Here is a 23,705-nt window from a genome sequence, read left to right as displayed (position 1 = left end):
CGCTTCGGAAAACCTTCGGATCGGCTGCGGCCCACCCCCACGAGCCGCTGCCCGCTCGCTCCGTGCCCCGTGCCCCGTCCCTCCGGCGAGGGCCGCCCCGTGCCCCGTGCCCCGTGGCTACGAGATGGCCCCGTGCCCCGTTCCCACGAGACGGCCCCGTACCGCACGCGCGGCGTCACCCCGTACCGCCGCCCCGTCCGCCCCGTACCGCTCAGACCCGCTGCTCAGACGCGGCTATACAGTGACGCGCATGCGGTTTGGGGTGCTGGGGCCACTGGTGGTGTGGGACGAGGCGGGGCAGGCGGTCACGGTCCCCGAGGTGAAGGTCCGGGCGCTGCTCGCGGATCTGCTCGCGCACGACGGGGGTCCGGTGGCGACGGATCGCCTCATCGACGACCTGTGGGGCGACCAGCCGCCGAGCAGGCCGGCGGGCGCCCTACAGTCCCGGGTCTCCCAGTTGCGCCGGGTCATCGGCCGGGACCGGGTGGTGCGGCAGCCGCCGGGTTACGGGCTGCGGCTGCGTGGCCCCGAGGGCCCCGACGGTTCGGCCGGCGCCGCCGACGAGGTGGACGCCGCCCGGTTCGAGGCCCTGGTCGCCGAGGCGCGTCAGGTGCGTGAACCCGGGGCGCGGGCCGCGCGGTTCGCCGAGGCGCTCGCCCTGTGGCGAGGACCCGCCTACGCGGACTTCGCCGACGAGGAGTTCGTACGGCCCGCCGCGCAGCGCCTCACGGAGCAGCGGCTGTCCGCGTGGGAGGAGCAGGCGCAGGCGCGGCTGGCCGCGGGGGACCACGCGGCCGTCGCCGACGAGCTGACCGACCTCGTGGGGCGGCACCCGCTGCGCGAGCGCTTGCGCGCCCTCCAGATGCGGGCCCTGTACGGGGCGGGGCGGCAGAGCGAGGTGCTCGCCTCGTACGAGGAGTTGCGGGCCCGCCTCGCGGAGGAGTTGGGGGTCGACCCGAGCCCCGAACTGAGCGAGCTGCACGAGGCGGTGCTCCGGCAGGACGCGCGCCTCCTCCCCGTGCCGTCACCACCGGGCCCCGCCGCCCCGTCCGCCCCGCCGCCAGCGGGCTCCGCCGCCCCGCAACCCGCGCCCGCGCCGTACCAGCGCCAACCGCCCCGCCCGGCCGAAAGCTCGGCCGAGGGCTCGCCCGCCGAGGTGGTCGAGCCGCCCCTCGTGGGCCCCGGAGCGCGGCTGCCCGCGCCCCTGACCTCCCTGATCGGCCGCCGGCGGGACCTCGCCGAGGTCGGACGACTCCTCGACTCCGCGCGCCTGGTGACGCTCACCGGGCCGGGCGGAGTGGGCAAGACGCGGCTGGCCGTGGCCGCGGCGGAGGAGGCGGCGGGCGACGCCGAGCGGTTCCCCGACGGCGTCTGGCTCGTCGAGTTCGCCGGCCTGCGCGCCGCGACCGTCGAGGACCTGGCCCAGGCGGTCGCCACCGCCGTCGGCATCCGGGACGATGCCGCGCTGGCGCCGCGCGGCCCCCGCGCCCCCGCCCCGCCGCGCCGTCTCGCCGCCGCCCTGCGCGACCGCCGCGCCCTGCTCGTCCTGGACAACTGCGAACACGTCGTGGACGCCGCCGCCGAACTCGTGACCCTCCTCCTGCACACCGCGCCCGGCCTGCGCGTGCTGGCCACCAGCCAGGAACCGCTGGGCCGCACCGGCGAGTCCGTGTTCCTGGTCGAGCCGCTGCCGACCGCCGACGCCGTGCGACTCTTCCGGGAGCGCGCCGCCGCCCGCGCCCCCGGCTTCCCGGCCGACCCGGGCCCGGCCGACCCCGACGACCGGGAGGCCGTCGAGGAGATCTGCCGACGCCTGGACGGCCTCCCGCTCGCGTTGGAGCTGGCGGCCACGCGCGTGCGCGCGCTGGGCGTACGGGAGTTGGCCGACCGGCTCGGCGACCGGTTCCGCGTCCTGACCTCTGGTCAGCGCGGGGCGCCCGCCCGCCAGCAGACGCTGCGGGCGGTGATCGACTGGAGCTGGGAACTGCTCAGCGCGCCCGAGCGGATCGTGCTGCGCCGGCTGGCCGCGTTCGGCGGCGGCTGCGACCTGCCGGCCGCCGAGGCGGTCTGCGCGGGGGACGGGGTCGCCCACGACGACGTGCTCGACCTGGTGACACGGCTGGTCGACCGGTCCCTGGTGGCCGTCGTGGACGCGCCGACCGGACGACGCTACCGGCTCCTGGAGTCGGTCGCCGCGTACGCGCGCGAGCGGCTGGCCGACATGGCGGACCTCGACGCCGTACGCGAACGCCACCTGCGCCACTACCGCGCGCTCGCCGAACGCGCCGCGCCCCTTCTGCACGGCGCCGAGCAGCGGACGTGGTTGGCCCGCCTGGACGCCGACGCCGACAACCTGCGCCGGGCGCTGGACGAGGCGACGGGGCCCGCCGCCGCGCCGGACGCGGCCGACGACGCCGCGCGGTTGGCCGCGTCCCTGGCCTGGTGGTGGCTGCTCCGGGGCCGGCTCACCGAGGGCCGGCGCGGCCTGCGGGCCGCCCGCGCCGCCCGCCCCGTGGGGGCCGCCGGGGCCGACCCCGTGGCGGCCGAACTCACCCTGCTGCACGCCGCGTTCGCGTTGCTCACGGGCGACCGCGCGGTGGCCGTCGAAGGGTCCGCCGCCGAGGCGATCCCGGACCCCGCGCGCCGCGCCCGCGCCCTGTGGTTGTGCGCGTACGGCCTGTTCAGCGCGGGCGCCACCGCCGAAAGCGACGAGCTGAACGCCCACACCCTCGCCCTGTGCACCGCCACGGGGGACCGGTGGGGCACGGCCGCCGCCCTCGCGCTGCGGGCGATGCTCGCCCTGGTCCGCGGCGACCTGGCCGCGCTCGGTCGCGACGGGCTGCGCGGCGCCGAACTCTTCCGCGAACTCGGCGACCGGTGGGGAGAGTTGCAGACCGTCACGCCCCTGGCGGCGCTGGCCGAGATCAGGGGCGCGTACGAGGAAGCGGCGCGCCGCCAGCACGAGGGGCTGCGCATGGCGCGGGAACTGGGGCTCGCGGCGGAGGTCTCCGCCCGGCTCTCCGGCCTCGGCCGCCTCGCGCTGCTGGCCCGCGACTGGGACCGGGCCCGCGACCTGCATGAACGGGCCCGGCGCGGCGCCGCCGAACAGGGCTACACGTACGGCGTCATCCACTCCGAGATGGGCCTGGCACTCGGCGCGCGCCGCGCGCACGACCTGGACGCCGCCGAGGCGCACCTGCGGCACATCGGCGACGGCTACGCGGCGGTCTCGTCGCCGGCCGGCGACCACCTGCGCCTGGCCGAGCTGGGCTTCGTCGCGGAACTGCGCGGTGACGCGGCCCTGGCCGCCACGTACCACCTGCGCGGCCTGGACATCGCCCGTTCCCTGGACGAGCCGCGCGCCCTCGCCCTCTCCCTGGAGGGCCTCGCGGGCGCGCTCGCCCGCTCCGCCGACGAGCCCGCCGCCACCAGCGCGGCCCTGCTGCTCGGCGCGGCCGACGCGGCCCGGCGCTCCGTGGGCGCCCCGTTGCCGCCCGCCGAGCGCGCCGACGTCGACCGGGGCACGGCGGCGGCCCGCGCCATCCTGGGCGCTCCCGCGTTCGCGGCGGCGTTCGCCCGTGGCGCCGAGCTGACCACCACCGACGCGGCCCGGCACGCCCGCGCGGCGGCCGACCGGCTACGGGGCGGGGGCGAGCGCGCCGCGCCCGACAGCCGAGAGCGCTAGCCGGTCACCCGCCGTCGGCCTTGCCGAGCAGGTAGCGGCGTTCGACCTCGTTGTCGGTGAGGTCCGCGGCCTCGCGGTACAGGGTGGCGGCGCGGGCGGCGTCGCCGGACAGATGGGTCAGGTGGGCGCGGACGGCGCGTTCGCGCTGCCGGGTGAGGGTGTGGCGGTCCAGGCCGTGGCGCCGGTTGAGGTCGTCGAGGAGGGCGAGCCCGCGGACAGGGCCGAAGGCTTGGGCGACGGCGACCACGCGGCTGAGCCGGACCGGGGCGCTCGGGGCGAGGCGTTCCCACCACAGGTAGAGCATCGCGATCTGTGGCCAGTCGGTCCGCTCGGAGGAGGGGGCCGCCGCGTGCAGGGCCGCGATGGCCGCCTGGAGCTGGTAGGGGCCCGCCGCGTGGCGGCCCCAGACGCCGTCGATCAGCGCGGTTCCCTCGCGGATCAGGTCGCGGTTCCACCGCGTACGGTCCTGCTCGTCCAGCGGTACGAGCCCGCCGTCCGCGCCGGTGCGGGCGGCCCGCCGGGACTCGATGAGCAGCATGAGCGCCAGCAGCCCGCTCGCCTCGGCGTCCTCGGGCGCGGCGGCGTGCAGCATGCGGGCCAGCCGGATCGCCTCGCTGGTGAGGTCGAGTCGGGTGAGGGCGGTTCCGGCGGTGGCGGTGTAACCCTCGTTGAAGACCAGGTAGAGCACCCGCATGACGGCGGCCATCCGGCTCTCGCGGTCGGCGCCGGTCGGCGGGGTGAAGCGGGCACCGGCGCGGGCCAGCCGCTGTTTGGCGCGGCTGATCCGGGTGCCCATGGTGGCCTCGGACGTGCCGTGGGCGTGCGCGATCTCGGCGGTCGTCAGCCCGCCGACGGCGCGCAGGGTGAGCGCGACCTGGGAGGCGGGCGCCAACTCGGGGTGACAGCACAGCAGGAGCAGGGTGAGGCTGTCGTCCGTCGCGGGCACGGGCTCCGAGGTACGGGAGGCGAGTTCGGCCAGGCTGACGTCCCGTTCGCGCCGCTGCCTGGCCTGTTCGGAGCGGAGCAGGTCCACCATGCGCCGGTAGCCGACGCGGATCAGCCAGCCGCGCGGCTGGGTGGGAACACCCTCGGCCGTCCAGGCCGCGTGCGCGGCGAGCAGCGCCTCCTGCACGGCGTCCTCGGCGATGTCGAAGCGGCCGAAGCGTCGCGTCAGCGCGCCGAGCACGTGCGGCGCCTCGGTGCGCAGCAGGTGCTCGACCTCCCTGACGTCACCGGCCCCGCCGGCCCCGCCACTCGGACCCGCCCCGTCGCTCCCGTCGGCCCTGCTGGTCCCGTCGGCCTTGCTGGTCCCGTCGGCCCCCTCGAAGACCTCGTTCATCGCCCACCCCGGTGGGCCGCCCCCACCCGGTCGTACGGGCGGGGGCGGGGGTGGCGGCATGGCCAGGTGGTCACGGTGCGAAGTCCTCGCCCATGACCGGCCGGATCTCGATCGGCTCGCCCAACGCCCGTACGATCCGGGCGGCGATCTCCGTGGCCCGCTCCCGGTCGGCGACGTCGATGACGGCGAAGCTGGCCAGCACCTCCTTCAGCTCGGCGAACGGCCCGTCCGTCGCCACCACACCCTCGGGCGTGGGGCGCACCGTCGTGCTGACCGCCGGGTGGCCCAGCCCCTCGGTACTGACCAGTTCGCCGGAGGCGATCAGCTCCTTCTCGAACTCCTGGTACACCGCGAAGGCGGCCAGCGCCTCCTCGGTCGGAGCGTCGGCGGTCGCCGCGTCCCACGCGTCGGCCGGTGTGTAACCCAACAACAGGTACTTCACGGGGCACTCCCTGGTCTCGGTTCGACGATGTTAGGTCCGGTCGCCCGGGTGCTGAGGGCGACCGCGACGGGCCGGCTCGGCCCCCGCCCGCAACCTCGTAGCCGTGGACCCACCTTCGACACCCGCGCCGTGTGACGTGGATCACGTCATGAGTCTGTCGAGAACCCGACTCCGGCCACGAGGTAGCGGGTGAGTAACCACCAAGAGGGAGAGCCCGATGACCAAGACCGTCACGACCACGACCGAGACCACCGACGCCACCGCCGTCACGACCACGACCGAGACCACCCCCGCGAACCAGCCGCCCGCCGAGCCGACCGCCGAACTCCGCGCCCTCGCGCCGCTGGTCGGCACCTGGAAGGTGACCGGCGGAGTGGAGGGAACCGTCCGCTACGAGTGGCTGGCCGGCGGGTTCTTCCTCGTCCAGCACGTGGACCTGGTCCAGTTCGGCGAGCCGGTCACCGGCATGGAGGTCATCGGCAACCTCCGCCCCTACGGCGAGCCGACCGGCGCGGACGTGGCCTCCCGCTACTACGACTCGCAGGGCAACACCTTCGACTACGTCTACGAATTCACCGGCGACCAGCTCACCATCTGGGCCGGCGCCAAGGGCAGCCCCGCCTACTTCCGGGGCACCTTCACCGCCGACGGCACCACCATGACCGGCGACTGGGTCTACCCCGGCGGGGGCGGCTACACCTCGACCATGACCCGGATCTGACAAGGTCTCCCACGCACCTTCCGTGGCCCGGCAGGGTCAGACCTTGACGACGCGGACGTCGGGGCGGCACAGCACGCGGAGATCCTCGGGATCCGACGTGAGTACGGTCACGGGAGCGGGCGCGGCGAGTGCGGTGGCGGCCACGATGGCGTCGAGTGCGTACGTATGGCCGTGCAGGCCGGCAGCGGCGAGGAGCTTGCTGGCGTGGCGGGCGATGGCTTCGGTGGGCGGGACGATGTTCACGCGGGAGACGGCGTAGTCGAAGCGGGCCTGGTTGACCTTGGGGTCGCGGGCTTCGACCAGCGTGACGGAGCTGGTGATCACGCGGATGTCCTCCTCCTCGGCCGCGACCGGTCACCGGCAGAACCGTTCCCCACGGCGCCCGGGAAAGGGCTGACGCCGAGCAGGTACGGCGAACCCCGGGTCGTCCGCCGAGCCACGAAGGGCTTCCGGGGTCTGTCACACCTGCCCGGGGCCGCTTCAGAGACCGTGCGAACAGAGAAGGCCCCGACCGCGGGGAAAGGTGCACACCGCCGGTCGGGGCCTACCCCCTCAGCACTCTCAGCACTCGATGACGTTCACCGCGAGCCCGCCCCGCGCCGTCTCCTTGTACTTGACCTTCATGTCCGCGCCCGTCTCCTTCATGGTCTTGATGACCTTGTCGAGCGAGACGTGGTGGCGGCCGTCGCCGCGCAGCGACATGCGGGCGGCGGTGACGGCCTTGACCGAGGCCATGCCGTTGCGCTCGATGCACGGGATCTGCACCAGGCCGCCGACCGGGTCGCAGGTCAGGCCGAGGTTGTGCTCCATGCCGATCTCGGCCGCGTTCTCCACCTGCTCCGTGGAGCCGCCGAGCACCTCGGCCAGGCCGCCGGCCGCCATCGAGCAGGCCGAGCCCACCTCGCCCTGGCAGCCGACCTCGGCGCCGGAGATGGACGCGTTCTCCTTGAACAGCATGCCGATCGCGCCGGCCGCGAGCAGGAAGCGGACGATGCCGTCCTCCTGCTCGCTCTCCGTCGAGTCCTTGGCCACGAAGTTGACGTAGTAGTGCAGGACGGCGGGGATGATGCCGGCCGCGCCGTTGGTCGGGGCGGTCACCACGCGGCCACCGGCCGCGTTCTCCTCGTTGACCGCCATCGCGTACAGCGTGACCCACTCCATCGCGTGCGCGGCCGGGTCGCCCTCGGCGCGCAGCGCGCGGGCGGCCGTCGCGGCCCGGCGGCGGACCTTGAGGCCGCCGGGCAGGATGCCCTCGCGGGCCATGCCGCGCGCCACGCACGCCTGCATCACCCGCCAGATCTCCAGCAGGCCCGCGCGGATCTCCTCCTCGGTGCGCCACGCCTTCTCGTTCTCCAGCATGAGACCCGAGATGGACAGGCCCGTCTCCCGGGAGAGCCGCAGCAACTCGTCGCCGGTCCGGAAGGGGTGCGTGAGCACCGTGTCGTCCAGCTTGATCCGGTCCTCGCCGACCGCGTCCTCGTCCACGACGAAGCCGCCGCCGACCGAGTAGTACGTCTTCTCCAGGAGCGGCACCCCCTCCGCGTCGTATGCGAAGAGCGTCATGCCGTTGGCGTGGTAGGGCAGCGAGCGGCGGCGGTGCAGGATCAGCTCGTTCGGCTCGTCGAAGTCGATCTCGTGGTCGGTGCCGATCTCCGCGCCGAGCAGCCGCAGCCGCTTCGTCTGGCGGATGCGCTGGACCTCCTCGTCGGCGCGCTCCACGTCCACGGTCTTCGGCGAGTAGCCCTCGAGTCCGAGCAGCACCGCCTTGGGCGTGCCGTGGCCGTGTCCGGTGGCGCCCAGCGAGCCGAAGAGTTCGGCCCGTACGGCGGTGGTGTGGGCCAGCAGGCCCTCGTTCTTCAGTCGGCGCACGAACATGCGGGCGGCGCGCATCGGGCCGACGGTGTGGGAGCTGGAGGGACCGATGCCGATGGAGAAGAGATCGAATACGGAGATGGCCACGGTGGCTGACCCCTTTGTCTGCTCGGTGTGGGCGGTTCGGAGTGCGAAGGGAGAGAGGCTGGCGGTGCGGGCCGGGGTTGCGCGCCCATGGGGCTTGGGAGTGAGGGGCCCGGGGCGGCGTTGGGGGGTGGGTACGGGAGAGGGGGAGCCGCCGGCCCCGGGTGGGGCGGGCGGGGTGGCTGCCGCGGTGCGGCGCCGGATGCGGTTGTCGTGAGGTACGGGCCGGGCGGGCCGGCGGGTGGTGCGCCCGGCCACGCCCGGACGGTGATCGACCCCCGCCCGGGCGCGGGACGGGGCACCGGCCCACTACCAGTGTGCGCGGTGCCCCGGGAAAGGCGCCCAGCCGAGGGGTTACAGCGTGGAGTACAGCGGGTGCTTCGCGGCCAGCGCGCTCACCCGACCGCGCAGCGCCTCGGCGTCGTAGACCGGCTTGAGCGCCTGCGCGATGACGTCGGCGACCTCGCGGAAGTCCTCGGTCGTGAAGCCGCGGGTGGCCAGCGCCGGGGTGCCGATCCGCAGGCCCGAGGTGACCATCGGGGGGCGCGGGTCGTTCGGGATGGCGTTGCGGTTGACGGTGATGCCGACCTCGTGCAGCCGGTCCTCCGCCTGCTGGCCGTCCAGCTCGGAGTTGCGCAGGTCCACCAGGACCAGGTGCACGTCCGTGCCGCCGGACAGCACGGCCACGCCCGCCTCGGCCACATCGGCCTGGGACAGCCGCTCGGCCAGGATGCGCGAGCCCTCAAGCGTGCGCTGCTGGCGCTCCTTGAACTCCTCCGAGGCCGCCATCTTGAAGGCGACGGCCTTCGCCGCGATCACGTGCTCCAGCGGACCACCCTGCTGACCGGGGAAGACCGCCGAGTTGATCTTCTTGGCGAGTTCGGCCGTGGACAGGATCACGCCGCCGCGCGGGCCGCCGAGCGTCTTGTGCGTGGTGGTGGTCACCACGTGCGCGTGCGGCACCGGCGAGGGGTGCAGACCCGCGGCGACCAGGCCGGCGAAGTGCGCCATGTCCACCATCAGGTACGCGCCGACCTCGTCGGCCACCCGGCGGAAGGCCGCGAAGTCGAGCTGGCGCGGGTACGCGGACCAGCCGGCCACGATCAGCTTCGGGCGGTGCTCCTTGGCCAGCCGCTGGACCTCGTCCATGTCGACCTGACCGGTCTGCTCGTCCACGTGGTAGGCGACCACGTTGTAGAGCTTGCCGGAGAAGTTGATCTTCATGCCGTGGGTCAGGTGCCCGCCGTGCGCGAGGTTCAGGCCCATGATCGTGTCGCCGGGCTTGAGCAGCGCGAACATCGCGGCGGCGTTGGCCTGGGCGCCCGAGTGCGGCTGCACGTTGGCCGCCTCGGCGCCGAACAGCGCCTTGATGCGGTCGATGGCGATCTGCTCGATGACGTCCACGTGCTCGCAGCCGCCGTAGTAGCGGCGGCCCGGGTAGCCCTCGGCGTACTTGTTGGTGAGGACCGAGCCCTGGGCCTCCAGGACGGCGACCGGAGCGAAGTTCTCCGACGCGATCATCTCCAGGGTGGACTGCTGGCGGTGGAGCTCGGCGTCGACGGCGGCGGCGACGTCCGGGTCGAACTCGTGGAGGGAACTGTTGAAAGGCGACATCGGCATCCCGATCAGATCAGAGTCGTCAGGGTCACGTGGAAGATTGCTCAGCTTTCGGTGAAGGCCGTGTACTCGTCGGCGGAGAGCAGGTCGTCCGGCTCGTCCGAGATCTTCACCTTGAACAGCCAGCCGCCCTCGAAGGGGGCCGTGTTCACCAGCGACGGGTCGTCCACGACGTCCTGGTTGACCTCGGTGATCTCACCGGTTACCGGCGCGTACAGGTCGCTGACCGACTTGGTCGACTCCAGCTCACCGCAGGGTTCGCCCGCGGTGACCTCGGCGCCGACCTCCGGGAGCTGGACGAAGACGACATCGCCGAGCGCGCCCGCGGCGTGCTCGGTGATGCCGACCGTCGACACGCCGTCCGCGGCGGCCGACAGCCACTCGTGCTCCTTGCTGTAGCGAAGCTGCTGGGGGTTGCTCATGACCTGATTCTCCTGTACGCGATGGCGTGGTCGTGCAAGGGGGCGGGAAAACGATGGAACGGACAAACGCCGCCGAGGTTCCGAACGGGAACCAAACGGACGCCTCGGTCGGGTGGGACCGGAGCGGCGGCTGGCGCTCGTGCTGGTGGAGCGGCTAGCGCTCGCGCTTGTAGAAGGGGAGCGCGACGACCTCGTACGGCTCGTGCGTCCCGCGGATGTCCACGGCCACGCCCTCGGTGCCCGGAGCGGCGTGCTCCGCGTCCACGTAGGCCATGGCGATCGGCTTGCCGAGGGTGGGCGACGGGGCGCCGGAGGTCACCTCGCCGATCACCGTGCCGTCGGCGGCCACGACGGAGAACCCGGCGCGCGGCACCCGACGGCCCGTGGCGACCAGTCCGACCAGCTTGCGCGGCGGGGCCTCGGCGGCCCGCTTGGCCGCCCCCTCCAGCGGCTCGCGGCCGACGAAGCGGCCCCCGTTGGTCGTCTTCTCGAACTTCACCACGCGGCCGAGCCCGGCGTCGAAGGGCGTGGTCGCGGTGGTCAGCTCGTTGCCGTACAGCGGCATGCCCGCCTCAAGGCGCAGCGTGTCGCGGCAGGAGAGCCCGCAGGGGATCAGCCCGACCGGGGCGCCTGCCTCGGTCAGCGCCTGCCACAGGGTCTCGGCGTCGCCCGGGGCGACGAACAGCTCGAAGCCGTCCTCGCCGGTGTACCCGGTACGGGCGATCAGCGCCTGCACGCCGGCGACGGTGCCGGGCAGGCCCGCGTAGTACTTGAGCCCGTCCAGGTCGGCGTCGGTCAGCGACTTCAGGATGCCGGAGGACTCGGGGCCCTGGACGGCCAGCAGCGCGTAGTCGTCGCGGTCGTCCCGGACGGCGGTGTCGAAGCCGGCGGCGCGCTCGGTCAGCGCGTCGAGCACGGTCTGCGCGTTGGAGGCGTTGGCGACCACCAGGTACGTCTGGTCGGCCAGCCGGTAGACGATCAGGTCGTCCAGGATGCCGCCGTCGGCGTCGCAGATCATGGTGTAGCGGGCGCGGCCGACGGCCACCGACGACAGGTTGCCGACGAGGGCGAAGTCGAGCGCCTCGGCGGCCTGCGGGCCGGTCAGCGTGATCTCGCCCATGTGGGAGAGGTCGAACAGGCCGGCGCGGGTGCGGACGGCGAGGTGCTCCTCGCGCTCACTGCCGTACCGCAGCGGCATGTCCCAGCCCGCGAAGTCGGTCATGGTGGCGCCGAGCGCGCGATGGGTCGCGTCGAGTGCGGTGCGGCGCGGAGAATCGGGCAGGCTGCTCATCGGTGCGGGCTCCCAAGGGGTGGGCAGGGCTGGCGAAGACATCCTCCCCATCTGTCATCGGAACCTGAGAGGTTCGCCTTGACCCCCCGCGGAGCGGGGCAGGCTTGCACCTTGGGTGGAGCCGCGCGAACGGCTCGCTTTTCAGATCTGCCTCATCCACGCGGTATCGGGGCCTGAGAGATTCAAGGGAGGACTTGCTCCTTCGGCGCCCCGGGCGGCTGATCGAGAGGATCATCGCTGGTCCGGGAACTCTCCCGCATGGATTCGAGCGGCCAGTATGCAGTTGCGCGCACATCATGACACGGACAGGCGAGCGATGGACCCCCGGTCCGGCACCCAAATCTCCGGTGGGGCGTATTACCTCTTCTTTACACTCGGTGGACACGGACCGTGGTGACCGCCGCCGTCAGCTCGGGGAGGACGATCACGTTGCAGGGTCAGGGCACGCAGGCGGGACAGTCAGGAACACCTCAAGTGACCGCGCCAGCCGCTCCACCCACGCCAGCCGCTGCACCCACGCCACCTGCGCCACCTGCGCCGCCCACGCCACCCGCGCCGGCCAGGCAGCGGGCGCGGACGGCGGGGGAGTTGGTGCGGCCGGGCCGCGGCCCCCGGGTCCGCGACCTGCGCGCGGGCGGGCGGGTCCACGCCCAGCCGGCGGACCGGGCCCGCACGCGGCTGGGCGCGACGCCGACGGAATTATCCGACCGTCTCGCGAGGGAGCACCTCTCCGCCGACCACTCCACCGCCGAGCACCTCTCGGCCGACCATCCGGGCGACGCACGGCGCGCCGGGGACCCGCCCGGTGAGGAGCCCGCCAGTAGCCCCACGCCCCCGGAGCCCGCCGGCGACCCGGCCTCGCGCGCGTCCGACGGCCGTGGCCACCTCCCGCAGGCACGCGCCGGCGGCGCCCCACCGCGACCGGCGGCCCCGGCCGTCCCGCCGGCCCCGTCAGCACCGCCCACGGCGGTCGCCGAACCGGCGGTCGCGGCACCGGCGGTCGCGGCGCCGGCCAGGGTGCGCGAGCTGCGCTACGTCGCCGGCGACCTGGTCGTCGTCTCCGGGCTGCCGGGCAGCGGCAAGAGCACCCTGATCCGTCGCGTGGTGCCGACCCGTGACGCGCAGGGCCGGCCGGTGCGGCGGGTCGACTCGCAGGACGCCAGGGACCGCTGGGAACGCCGGATGCCACCGTGGCTGGCCTACCCCGCCTACCGGCCGCTGGTGCGCCTGGCGCACTACGCGGGGTTGCGCCGGGCTGTGCGCTCCGGCGACAGCGTCGTCGTCCACGACTGCGGCACCATGCCGTGGGTACGCCGCTGGCTGGCCCGCAGCGCACGCCGGCGCGGCGTCGCCCTCCACCTGGTCCTGCTCGACGTGCCGCCGCGCCTGGCCCTGGCCGGGCAGGCGGCGCGGGGCCGCGGGGTCTCCCCGTACGCGTTCGGCCGCCACCGCGCCGCGGTCGGCCGGCTGCGCGCGGAGGCGCTCGCGGGGACCCCGCCGCCCGGGTGCGCCTCGGCGGTCCTGCTGGACCGCGCGGCGGCCGGGGCGCTGGCCGACATCGGGTTCGACTAGACCCGGCTGCGGCTGCGGCTGCGGCTGCGACTGCGGCTGCGACCACGCCCGCACCCGCGACGGCGCCCGCACCCGCGACGGCGCCCGCGCCCGCGCCCGCGTGGTGAGTGCGGCGCGCGTGCGGGCCGCCGCCGGGTGTGCCCGTACGCGGCGGCGCCCCGTACGCCCGCACCGGGTGATCGGCGCGGAGCGCGGCAGAACGAGCGGTGCCCGGCGTGCCCCGGCGCTTGCCCCCGTGGTGCTCACCCGTCGCACGGGCTCCGTGCGCCGGCGGTCGCGGGCGCGCCGGGCCGTGGGGCGTGCGCCCGGCGGGCAGTGGCCCGCGGGAGCGGGCGTGGGCGCAGCCGTTAGGGTGCGTAGGCAGGTCGGACGAGACGGTGGTTGGACGAGATGAGCATCCCTGAGCGATACGAAACCTCCCCGGCTGTCGGCGGTTTCCCGTGCAACGAGCTCGAAGAGGTGCTGGCCGCCTCGCTCGCGCTGGGACCGGACGGACAACAGCAGGCGGGAGCGGGCGCCCGCGTCGTCGAGGTACTCGGGCGCAGCCTGATATGGGTGCCGCTGCCGCGCGGCGGTGGCCCGGACAGCACCGAGTTGGACCTCGCCACCATCGAGCTGGACGGCGCCGCGTTCACCCCGGTCTTCAGCTCCGAGGCGCAGTTCCACGCGCTCGTCGGCGGCCAGATGTCCTTCACCGTCGCCCCCGCCGTCGAGTTCGCCCGCGGGCTGCCCCCGCAGGTGGGCATCGTCGTGAACCCGGGCGGCGCGGTCGGCGTCCCGCTCCCGACGCCCGCCGTCGCCGAACTGTGCCGCGCCGGGCGCACGCCCCTGGAGGGGGCCGCGTCGGGCGGCCGGGTGCTGCTCTACGAGCCCGACTGGCAGGACGAGCCGGTCGACTTCCTGGCCGCGGCCGGCATCGAGTTCACCGCGACGCCCGGCGTGCGGACCGCGCGCCGGGCCCTGGCCAGCGTCGAGGGGCAGCCCCCGGCCCTGTTCGTCGGCGTCGAGGTGGACCGGCCCGACCCGCAGGCGCGCGCCCTGGTCCTGGACGCGCTCGGCCGGGCGCTCGGCGCGGTTCCGGTGGCCTGGCCGGTGCAGCTCGTGCTGCTGGACATCGCCCAGGACCCGGTGGCGGACTGGATGCTGGGGCGGGTGCGACCGTTCTTCGACCGGGACGTGTGACGTCGTGCGGGAGCTGTCGAGGGGGACTCGTAAGCTGGTTGGATGACCGGGCGGGGCGTGCGACGACGCCCCGGACATCGGCCGACAGAAGGGGCGTAACCAGGTGAGCGCGGGCGCGGACAGGGGGGTGCGCAGCGACTCGTATCTCGGCGGTGGCGGGCGAGGCGGGGCGGGTGTGCCCGCCGGGCAGGTCGAGGAGGCGCTGGGGCAGGTCTCCCCGGGGCGCTTCGACGCGTACGAGCGCCTCCTGCACGCCCTCGTCGAGGGCCAGGTGTGGATGCTCCTGTGGCACGGCCAGCCGGGATCGCCCGATGCCCAGTACGGAAACATGGACATCGACGGCCTCGGCTACGCGCCGTGCGTCACCTCCGCGCACGAGCTGGCCGCCAGCGGCTGGCACCGCTCCCACGAGGTGGTCACCGGCCGGCAGGTCGCCGCCGCGCTCTTCCCCGAACGCTGGGGCCTGTGGCTCAACCCGCACGCCCCCGGCGGCGGCGTCGGCGTTCCCTGGGCCGACCTGCGGCGCGTCGCGGGCGGCCTGGACCGACTGCCCGCGGGGCCGCTGCGGCTCAGCGAACCCACGGTGGAGATGCACCAGTTCTACGCCCTGCTCGGACAGCACGCGCACCGCACGCCCGCGGTGCGCTCGCTGCGCCGCGCCTGGGTGCAGCCCGCGCTGGGCAGCCCGTACCTGGCCATCGGCCTTGAGCTGTACGACACGAGTCAACAGGCCGTGGAATCCGTACGGTTGATGATGCGTCAGGCCATCGGTGTGGTGCCCGACGGGCTGCCGGTCTCCACGGTCGCGATGGCCGACGCGTACGACCCGGTGGCGATGTGGATGCAGGCCAACAGCCGCCCCTTCTTCGTCCGCGACCTCTACGGGGCCGCGCCCGCGCCCACGGCCGGATACGGCTACCCGCCGCAGCCCCAGCCGTACTGAGCGCACCCGGCCACCACCGCCCGTAGCCCCCACCCGCACCCGTAGCCCCCGTTTCGGGGCTCGCGACGGGCGCCGCCGGACCGAACCCGGGCCGCCCCTTTCCCCGCTGGCGCGCCGGCGCCGCCCGCCTGAGACGCGGCGTTCACCCGATATGTCGCGCCGCCCGCCCGGTACCCCACCGCGTCCCACCGCGTCCTGCCGCGTCCCCTCGCCCTCCCCGCGCTGCCCCGCCGGGCCCCGCCCGCTACCCCGACGCACACCGCGTGGTGCCCCGCCGTTGCCCGCGACTTCTCGCGGGGACGCGCCATGATGGCGGAAAGGCGCCAATCTCGGCCGGTGCGTCCGGCGCGCTCCAGGGAGTTTGTCCCTCCGCCGGGCGCGGGCGGCCAGCGCTGGCCGCAACCCCTGTTCGTGGGTGGGTAATCGGCCGACTCCGCCCCGCTCATCCGGCTCCACTGTTCGGATAACGGAACCTTCCTGGCCACATCACAGTTGCGCATCCATTACCGATGAGGTCTGGCGGGTGATCGCGGCAGCGTTGAAGACTCCCGCTCCAAGGGACGTGTGGCGCGTCACACGACCCGAACGGGTGACGCGCCGCGGGTGAACTTCCCGGTCCGTCCGCACTCTTCGCGCCGAGCCCGTGTCAACGTTCTCGCGCGATGGCCTGACTCAGGGTCGCGAGGGCGGATCTCGCTTCGTAGCTCTCGCACCATCAGCGGTACCCACACGCCAAGTTCAGCCCATTTGCACCAGCTCAGCAGCTTTTGCTCTATCGGCTTTCGCTTCAACTGATGTGAACCTGCCGCTACTGCGGCGGTCGTGGGCCGGTCACCATCCGGCCGAGAGGGGTCCCCACCACGATGACGGCACCACTGCACGACACGAGCGCGGCCGAGACCGCGGCTGTCGACGTCGCGGCCAACGCCCCGGCCAAGGAGATCGCGGGCCGTTCGCCCGCCCAGATCGCCTGGGTGCGACTGAAACGGGACAAGCTGGCGTTCGTCGGCGGCAGCATCGTGCTGTTCCTGATCCTCGTGGCGATCTTCGCCCCGCTGATCGTGAGCTGGTTCGGCCATCCGCCCAACGAGTTCCACGACGGCCCGGAGACGATCGACGCCTACGGCGGTGGCCAACCGGTGGGCGACTGGGGCGGCATAAGCAAGGACTTCCTGTTCGGCGTCGAACCGACCAACGGCCGCGACACCTTCAGCCGGGTGGTCTACGGCACCCGCATCTCGCTGATCGTGGCCTTCCTCTCGGCGATATTCGCCGTCCTGCTCGGCACCGTCTTCGGCATCATCGCCGGCTACTTCGGCGGCGTCGTCGACGCGATCATCAGCCGCACCATGGACCTGCTGCTCGCCTTCCCGCAGCTCCTGTTCATCCTGGCGCTGGTCTCGGTGGTGCCCAGCGAGCTGTGGGGGCTGAGCGGTTCGGGCGTCCGCATGGGCGTGTTGGTCGTGGTGATCGGCTTCTTCGGCTGGCCCTACGTGGGACGCATCGTGCGCGGCCAGACGCTGTCGCTGCGCGAGCGCGAGTACGTGGAGGCGGCGCAGAGCCTCGGCGCCGGCCGCCGCTACATCCTGTTCCGGGAACTGCTGCCCAACCTGGTCGCGCCGATCACGGTCTACATGACCCTGATGATCCCGACCAACATCCTCACCGAGGCCGCGCTGAGCTTCCTGGGCGCGGGCGTCAAGCCGCCCACCGCCTCGTGGGGGCAGATGCTGTCAACGGCGGTGCGCACGTACGAGATCGCGCCCCTGTTCCTGATCTTCCCCGGGCTGGCCATCTTCGTGACCGTGCTGGCCTTCAACCTCCTGGGGGACGGCGTCCGAGACGCCCTCGACCCCAAGGGGAACCGCTGACCCCAACACCCCAGCAGGCCCATGCCGTTCCATCGGCAGTCCCACCACGCTAGCCAAAGAAACGTCACCACCACGGAGGTTGCGAGATCGTGACAACCCATCGCACATCGAAGCGCAGACTGGTCGCGGGGTCGGCCGTCGTCGTCGCGGCTCTGTTGACCACCGCCGGCTGTGGGGGCGGTGGCAAGAAGAGCGAGGGCAGTGGCCCGGGCTTCAACGCCGCCCAGAACAAGATCGCCAACCCGTCGGACAAGAAGGGCGGCACCCTCAAGTTCATCGGGACCCAGGACGCCGACTCCTGGGACCCGCAGCGCGGCTACTACGGCTTCGTCTGGGACTACGCCCGCTACTACACCCGCCAGTTGATCACCTACAAGCCGGCCCCTGGCGAGCAGAGCAAGGAACTCGTGCCGGACATGGCCACCGCCAAGGCCAAGATCAGCGAGGGCGGCAAGCGGTACGAGTACACCCTGCGGCCCGACCTGACCTGGCAGGACGGCAAGCCGATCACGTCCAAGGACATCAAGTACGGCATCGAGCGGATCTGGGCCCAGGACGTGCTGTCCGGCGGCCCGATCTACCTCAAGGACACGCTCGACCCCAAGGGCGAGTACAAGGGCCCGTACAAGGACAAGCACCCGGAGAAGCTGGGCCTGAAGGCCATCGAGACGCCGGACGACAAGACCATCATCTTCAAGTTGCCCAAGCCCAACAGCGACTTCGAGCAGATGCTGGCCATGCCCGCCGCGTCCCCGGCCCGCCAGGACAAGGACACCGGCTCGCGCTACGGCCAGAAGCCGTTCTCCTCGGGCCCGTACCAGTGGGTCTCGTACGAGCCCAAGAAGTCCATGGTGCTGACCCGCAACCCCCACTGGAAGAAGTCCTCGGACCCCGTCCGCAAGGCCCTTCCGGACAAGATCACCCTGACCCTCATCACCAACTCCGATGAGATGGACAAGCGCCTCATCAAGGGCGACTACGACATCGACCTGAACGCGACGGGCATCGGCCAGGCCGGCCGCGTGGAGGCCCTGCGCAAGCACAAGGGCAACCTCGACAACCCGATGACCGGGTTCATCCGGTACGCGGTCTTCCCGCAGACGGTCAAGCCGTTCGACAAGATCGAGTGCCGCAAGGCCGTCATCTACGGCGCCGACAAGCAGTCGCTGCAGACCGCCCGCGGTGGCCCGCAGGCCGGTGGCGACATCGCCACCAACATGCTGCCGCCGGTCGTCAAGGGTTCGGACCCGAAGTACGACCCGTACGGCGCGCTGGAGAACGGCGGCGCCCCGAACACCGCCAAGGCCAAGGAAGCCCTGAAGAAGTGCGGTCACCCGAACGGCTTCAAGACCACCATCGCGGTGCGTAACAACAAGCCGGTCGAGGTCGCCACCGCCGAGTCGCTCCAGGCGTCGCTGAAGAAGATCGGCATCCAGGCCGAGATCGAGCAGTACGACGGCTCGATGACCACCGGCATCATCGGCAACCCGGAGTACGTCAAGAAGCACAACTTCGGGATCATCATCATGGGCTGGGGCCCGGACTTCCCGACCGGCCAGGGCTTCTCGCAGCCGCTCGTCCACAGCAAGTACATCCTGGACAACGGCAACAACAACTACAGCATGCTCAACGACCCCGAGATCGACGCCAAGTTCACGCAGGCGCAGTCCGAGCTGGACGAGGACAAGGCGGCGAAGATCTACGCCGAGATGAACAAGCTGGTCTCGGAGCACGCCGTCTACCTGCCGTTCGTGTTCGAGAAGAACGTCATCTGGCGCAGCAGCCGGCTCACCAACGTCTACACGGCCGACTCCTTCAACGGCCGCTACGACTACCAGGCGCTGGGCGTCGTCAAGTGATCGCCACCACCCGTATCCGTAGGTCTGGCGTGAGGCCAGCCGCATCCCGGCGCACCCGCCGCTAGGCACGAAGGGCAGGTGATGGCCGCGTTCCGCGGCGGGGAACCACCGGACGAACTCCGGTAGTTCCCCGCCGCGGCCGGGCCGAAAGCAGTGCTCGCATACCTCATCCGGCGGCTGTTCGCCGTCGTCCTGACACTGATGGTCGTCATCCTGGTGACCTTCGGCATCTTCTTCATCATCCCGAAGTGGACCGGCGTCGACCCGGCGACGATGTACGTCGGCAAGCAGTCCGACGCGCAGGCCATCGAGGCCATCCGTCAGAAGCTCGGGCTTGACGACCCGATCGTGGTGCAGTTCTGGGACTTCCTGCGCGGCCTGTTCATGGGGCGTGACTACACCAGCGGCGCCGACACCGTGCACTGCTCGGCTCCCTGCTTCGGGTACTCCTTCCGCAACGAGCAGCCCATCTGGCCGGTCCTGACCGACCGACTGCCGGTCACCCTCGGCCTCGCCGGCGGCGCGGCCCTGCTCTGGGTCATCGGCGGCGTGGCCACCGGCATCGTCTCGGCGCTCAAGCGCGGCACGATCTGGGACCGCACGGCCATGACCGTCGCCCTGGCGGGCGTCTCGCTCCCCATCTACTTCACCGGCGTCGTCTCGCTGGCGATCTTCTCGTACCAGCTCGACTGGGTGAGCAACGAGTACACCGAGTTCGGCACCGATCCCGCGCTGTGGTTCAGCGGCATGATCCTGCCCTGGGTCACGCTCGCCTTCCTGTACGCGGCGATGTACGCCAGGCTCACCCGCGCCACCATGCTCGAAGTGCTCGGCGAGGACTACATCCGCACCGCGCGCGCCAAGGGACTGCGCGAGCCGGTCGTCATCGGCAAGCACGCGATGCGCTCCACGATGACGCCGGTGCTCACCATCCTCGGCATGGACCTGGGCGCGCTGGTCGGCGGGGCCATCCTCACCGAGACCACGTTCAGCCTCCCGGGCCTCGGCCAGGCGGCGGTGGCGGCCATCGGCGAACGCGACCTGCCGGTCATCCTGGGGGTCACGCTGCTCACGGCGGGCGCCGTCGTCGTCGCCAACCTCATCGTGGACCTCTTGTACGCCGTGATCGACCCCCGAGTGAGGCTCTCATGACGACGGAATCCACCCCCGGGGCCGGGGGCGCGGTCAGCAAGGCCGACGGCGGGCCCAGCGCCGGGGCGGTCAGCAAGACGAGCCGCCGGCCCGCGCGGCGGGCCGGCGCCGTGGGCGAGCCGACGACCGCCGGCACCCCGGACACGGACGTCTTCCTGGACGTGCGCGACCTCAAGGTGCACTTCCCGACCGACGACGGCCTGGTCAAGTCCGTCGACGGGCTCTCGTTCCAGTTGGAGCGCGGCAAGACGCTGGGCATCGTCGGCGAGTCGGGCTCGGGCAAGTCGGTCACCTCGCTCGGCATCATGGGGCTGCACACCGTCGGCCAGTACGGCCGGGGCAAGGCGCGGATCTCCGGCGAGATCTGGTTCGACGGCACCGACCTGCTGGCCGCCCACCCGGACGAGGTGCGGCGGCTGCGGGGCCGCGAGATGGCGATGATCTTCCAGGACCCGCTGTCCGCGATGCACCCGTACTTCACCGTCGGCGCGCAGATCGTGGAGGCGTACCGGGTCCACCACAAGGTCGACAAGAAGAAGGCGCGGCGGCGCGCGGTCGAACTGTTGGACCGGGTCGGCATACCGCAGCCCGACCGCCGGGTGGACGACTACCCGCACCAGTTCTCCGGCGGCATGCGGCAGCGCGCCATGATCGCGATGGCGCTCGCCAACAACCCCGAACTGCTCATTGCCGACGAGCCCACCACCGCCCTGGACGTCACCGTGCAGGCGCAGATCCTCGACCTGATCCGGGACCTGCAGACGGAGTTCGGCTCCGCCGTCATCATCATCACCCACGACCTGGGCGTCGTCGCCGAACTGGCCGACGACATCCTGGTCATGTACGGCGGCCGGTGCGTGGAGCGCGGCCCGGCCGAGAAGGTCTTCTACGAGCCGCAACATCCCTACACCTGGGGCCTGTTGGGCTCGATGCCGCGCATCGACCGGGACCAGACCGACCGGCTGATCCCCGTCCACGGTTCGCCGCCCAGCCTGATCAACGTGCCGCAGGGGTGCGCCTTCAACCCCCGTTGCCCGTACGCGGACGTGCCGGCCGACAACCGCACCCGCACCGAGCGGCCGGAGCTGCGGGAGGTCGGCAGCCGTCACTTCTCCGCGTGCCACATGACGCAGGAGGAGCGGACGCGGATCTGGACCGAAGAGATTGCGCCCAAGCTGTGAAGGACCAAGCTGTGTCGGAGAACAACGTGACGTTGCAGAAGCAGCGGCCAGCCGCGGGCGAGACCCTGCTCAAGGTGACCGGCCTGGTCAAGCACTTCCCGATCACCAAGGGGCTGCTGCGCCGACAGGTCGGCGCGGTCCAGGCCGTGGACGGGCTGAGCTTCGACGTGAGGTCGGGCGAGACGCTGGGCGTGGTCGGCGAGTCCGGTTGCGGCAAGTCCACCATGGGGCGGCTGATCACCCGCCTCCTCGAACCCACCGGCGGCACGGTGGAGTTCGAGGGCCGGGACATCACCCACCTGAACGTCGCCGGCATGCGCCCGCTGCGCCGCGACGTCCAGATGATCTTCCAGGACCCGTACTCGTCGCTGAACCCGCGGCACACGGTCGGCACCATCGTCAGCGCCCCCTTCAAGCTCCAGCGCATCACCCCCGAGGGCGGCGTCAAGGCGGAGGTGCAGCGCCTCCTCGGCCGCGTCGGCCTGAACCCCGAGCACTACAACCGCTACCCGCACGAGTTCTCCGGCGGCCAGCGCCAGCGCATCGGCATCGCCCGCGCGCTGGCCCTGAACCCGAAGCTGGTCGTCGCGGACGAGCCGGTCTCGGCCCTCGACGTGTCGATCCAGGCCCAGGTGGTCAACCTGCTGGACGACCTCCAGGAGGAGCTGGGCCTGACGTACGTGATCATCGCGCACGACCTGTCGGTCATCCGGCACGTCTCGGACCGGATCGCGGTGATGTACCTCGGCAAGATCGTCGAGCTGACTGACCGGAAATCGCTGTACGAGCGGCCGATGCACCCGTACACCCGGGCGCTGCTCTCGGCGGTCCCGGTGCCCGACCCGAGGCGCCGCGGCAAGCGCGACCGCATCCTGCTCCGGGGCGACGTGCCCTCGCCCATCGCCCCGCCCAGCGGCTGCCGGTTCCACACCCGGTGCTGGAAGGCCACGGTGGTGTGCACGGTGGAGGAGCCGCCGCTGCTCGCGCTGAAGACGGGCCACCAGGTGGCGTGCCACCACCCCGAGAACCACGAGGACCTCAAGCCGGGCGACGCCGCGCTGGCCGAGGACGCGGCAGACGGCGGCAAGGTCGTCCGCACGCAGGCACCGAGCGCGGCGCCGGCGGCGCAGTCGACCACGACGGCGGCGGAGTCGACCAGGACGGCGGAGAAGACGGCGGAGAAGGCGCCCGCGAAGGCCGCGAAGACGGCGACGGCCGAGGTGGCGACGCCTGGCTCTGCCCCGGAGGGGGCCGCTGAGGAGGCGCCCGCGACGTCCTCGGGCGAGGCAGCGGGGAAGGCGCCGACGGAGCCGGCGAAGAAGCCGGTGCGGAAGGAGCCCGGGGCCGCCGAGGGCTGACCTCGGGCGCGCGGTGACGGATATCACGGTCGGGGCGGCGGGCGCGGACGGCGCGGTGGCCGTGGCCGCGGACGGGGGCGATGTGGGCACGTCCGACGCCCAGGAACGGGCCCCGCGGCCGGGCCGCGCGCGGGGCCGGGGCGAGCCGGTGGCGACCCCGGGCCCCGTTGATCAGATCGGGCATCCCGGACCCGCGGGGTAAAAATAGCGGGTGCTCACCGATCTGTTCACGCCATCCGTGCTGCGCTCCTTGGACCTCGCCGGGATCTTCGTCTTCGCGATCTCGGGCGCGCTCCTCGCCGTACGCAAGAACTTCGACGTCTTCGGCATAGCCGTGCTCGCCGAGGTCACCGCGCTGGGCGGCGGGCTGATCCGCGACCTGATCATCGGGGCCGTGCCACCCGCTGCCTTCACCGACTTCGGCTACTTCGTGACCCCGCTGATAGCCGCCAGCCTGGTGTTCTTCCTCCACCCCGAGGTGGAGCGGATCAACGGGGCGGTCGGCATATTCGACGCGGCGGGCCTCGGCCTGTTCTGCGTGGCCGGCACGACCAAGGCGTACGAGTACGGGCTGAGCCTGACCGCCTCGGTGACGCTGGGCGTCGCCACGGCGGCGGGCGGCGGCGTACTGCGCGACGTGCTGGCCAATGAGGTGCCCTCGCTGCTGCGCTGGGACCGCGAGATCTACGCCGTACCGGCCCTGGTCGGCTCCTCCGTGGTGGCCCTGCTGGTGCACTTCGACGCGCTGAGCGGCGGCACGAGCGCGCTCGCCGCCCTGCTGGCCTTCGCCCTCCGGCTGTGCGCGATGCGCTTCGGCTGGCGCGCCCCCCGCGCCTGGAACCGCCGCAGCACGGCCCGCGAGGAGACGGAGGGCACCTGACACCCACCCCGACGCGCGCCGGCCCCCGCCCTGTGCGTGGCGGAGGGCGCGTGTGTGGTGGAGGGCGCGCGCGGCGTCTGTGGGGCGACGGTGGCGTACGGGCCACGGGGCACGGGGCACGAGGCGGGGCCACGGAGCCCGGAGCGCGGGGCGGAGCTACGGAGCACGGAGCACGGGGCCGGAGCTACGGAGCACGGGGCGGAGCCACGGAGTACGGAGCACGGGGCACGGAGC

Annotated in this window: 18 protein-coding genes and 1 riboswitch; of the genes, 11 read left to right on the top strand and 7 right to left on the bottom strand. The window is 72.9% G+C overall.

The features are described 5' to 3' along the window. Positions 1-250 precede the first annotated feature (250 nt). On the top strand, positions 251-3,685 hold the full coding sequence (locus AC3CHW_RS08645; protein ID WP_488470062.1) for an AfsR/SARP family transcriptional regulator: 3,435 nt from the start codon (positions 251-253) through the stop codon (positions 3,683-3,685). Positions 3,686-3,689: 4 nt separating this feature from the next. Here AC3CHW_RS08645 and AC3CHW_RS08640 read toward each other — a convergent pair whose 3' ends face one another. Both AC3CHW_RS08640 and AC3CHW_RS08635 read right to left on the bottom strand, forming a co-directional pair. Then, positions 3,690-5,024 (bottom strand): RNA polymerase sigma factor, encoded by a 1,335-nt coding sequence (locus AC3CHW_RS08640; protein WP_488470061.1) that lies wholly within the window; start codon positions 5,022-5,024, stop codon positions 3,690-3,692. 70 nt (positions 5,025-5,094) lie between these two features. Next, a complete protein-coding gene (locus AC3CHW_RS08635) occupies positions 5,095-5,466 on the bottom strand; it encodes a YciI family protein (RefSeq protein ID WP_176164258.1) in 372 nt (123 codons plus the stop codon). Positions 5,467-5,683: 217 nt separating this feature from the next. Here AC3CHW_RS08635 and AC3CHW_RS08630 point away from each other — a divergent pair, with 217 nt between their 5' ends. After that, positions 5,684-6,187: a hypothetical protein gene (locus AC3CHW_RS08630; RefSeq protein WP_488470060.1), complete on the top strand. Its 504-nt coding sequence runs from the start codon at positions 5,684-5,686 to the stop codon at positions 6,185-6,187. Between the two features lie 36 nt (positions 6,188-6,223). Here the strand turns inward: AC3CHW_RS08630 and AC3CHW_RS08625 are convergent, their stop codons facing one another. The 5 genes from AC3CHW_RS08625 to gcvT form a co-directional block, all read right to left on the bottom strand. Next, positions 6,224-6,517, bottom strand: a complete 294-nt coding sequence (locus AC3CHW_RS08625; RefSeq protein ID WP_488471005.1) for a PIN domain-containing protein — start codon at positions 6,515-6,517, stop codon at positions 6,224-6,226. Between the two features lie 231 nt (positions 6,518-6,748). Further along, the gene (locus tag AC3CHW_RS08620) at positions 6,749-8,146 is read right to left on the bottom strand and encodes an L-serine ammonia-lyase (RefSeq protein WP_488470059.1); all 1,398 of its coding nucleotides are present in this window, start codon (positions 8,144-8,146) and stop codon (positions 6,749-6,751) included. A gap of 351 nt (positions 8,147-8,497) precedes the next feature. Further along, positions 8,498-9,757: a serine hydroxymethyltransferase gene (gene glyA / locus AC3CHW_RS08615; RefSeq protein WP_176166440.1), complete on the bottom strand. Its 1,260-nt coding sequence runs from the start codon at positions 9,755-9,757 to the stop codon at positions 8,498-8,500. Positions 9,758-9,804: 47 nt separating this feature from the next. Continuing rightward, entirely contained in the window at positions 9,805-10,182 is a 378-nt protein-coding gene (gene gcvH, locus AC3CHW_RS08610; RefSeq protein ID WP_176164260.1) for a glycine cleavage system protein GcvH, read from the bottom strand. Positions 10,183-10,336: 154 nt separating this feature from the next. Further along, a complete protein-coding gene (gene gcvT, locus AC3CHW_RS08605) occupies positions 10,337-11,473 on the bottom strand; it encodes a glycine cleavage system aminomethyltransferase GcvT (RefSeq protein ID WP_488470058.1) in 1,137 nt (378 codons plus the stop codon). Between the two features lie 151 nt (positions 11,474-11,624). Further along, positions 11,625-11,740, bottom strand: a riboswitch (glycine riboswitch). Positions 11,741-12,064: 324 nt separating this feature from the next. Here gcvT and AC3CHW_RS08600 point away from each other — a divergent pair. The 9 genes from AC3CHW_RS08600 (at position 12,065) to AC3CHW_RS08560 (ending at position 23,471) form a co-directional block, all read left to right on the top strand. Beyond that, entirely contained in the window at positions 12,065-13,045 is a 981-nt protein-coding gene (locus tag AC3CHW_RS08600) for an AAA family ATPase (RefSeq protein ID WP_488470057.1), read from the top strand. A 390-nt stretch (positions 13,046-13,435) separates the two neighbouring features. Continuing rightward, positions 13,436-14,227, top strand: coding sequence for an enhanced serine sensitivity protein SseB (locus tag AC3CHW_RS08595; protein WP_459248143.1), 792 nt, complete (start codon positions 13,436-13,438; stop codon positions 14,225-14,227). A 175-nt stretch (positions 14,228-14,402) separates the two neighbouring features. Beyond that, a complete protein-coding gene (locus tag AC3CHW_RS08590; protein ID WP_488471004.1) occupies positions 14,403-15,170 on the top strand; it encodes an enhanced serine sensitivity protein SseB C-terminal domain-containing protein in 768 nt (255 codons plus the stop codon). An 863-nt stretch (positions 15,171-16,033) separates the two neighbouring features. Next, complete coding sequence (locus AC3CHW_RS08585) at positions 16,034-17,041, top strand: ABC transporter permease (RefSeq protein ID WP_398608812.1); 1,008 nt, start codon at positions 16,034-16,036, stop codon at positions 17,039-17,041. A gap of 89 nt (positions 17,042-17,130) precedes the next feature. Continuing rightward, a complete protein-coding gene (locus AC3CHW_RS08580) occupies positions 17,131-18,900 on the top strand; it encodes an ABC transporter substrate-binding protein (RefSeq protein WP_398608811.1) in 1,770 nt (589 codons plus the stop codon). Positions 18,901-19,053: 153 nt separating this feature from the next. Beyond that, positions 19,054-20,052: an ABC transporter permease gene (locus AC3CHW_RS08575; protein WP_398608810.1), complete on the top strand. Its 999-nt coding sequence runs from the start codon at positions 19,054-19,056 to the stop codon at positions 20,050-20,052. After that, the gene (locus AC3CHW_RS08570; protein WP_488470056.1) at positions 20,049-21,233 is read left to right on the top strand and encodes an ABC transporter ATP-binding protein; all 1,185 of its coding nucleotides are present in this window, start codon (positions 20,049-20,051) and stop codon (positions 21,231-21,233) included. The genes AC3CHW_RS08575 and AC3CHW_RS08570 overlap by 4 nt, the downstream gene beginning before the upstream one ends. A gap of 11 nt (positions 21,234-21,244) precedes the next feature. Then, positions 21,245-22,591, top strand: coding sequence for an ABC transporter ATP-binding protein (locus AC3CHW_RS08565; protein WP_488470055.1), 1,347 nt, complete (start codon positions 21,245-21,247; stop codon positions 22,589-22,591). Between the two features lie 211 nt (positions 22,592-22,802). After that, positions 22,803-23,471: a trimeric intracellular cation channel family protein gene (locus tag AC3CHW_RS08560; protein WP_398608807.1), complete on the top strand. Its 669-nt coding sequence runs from the start codon at positions 22,803-22,805 to the stop codon at positions 23,469-23,471. The last annotated feature ends 234 nt before the right edge of the window (positions 23,472-23,705 follow it).

The organism is Streptomyces sp. MGP-BFMKR1 (assembly GCF_057766585.1).
Note: the sequence above shows the minus strand (reverse complement) of the source record. Positions and strands in the feature narration are given on the sequence as shown.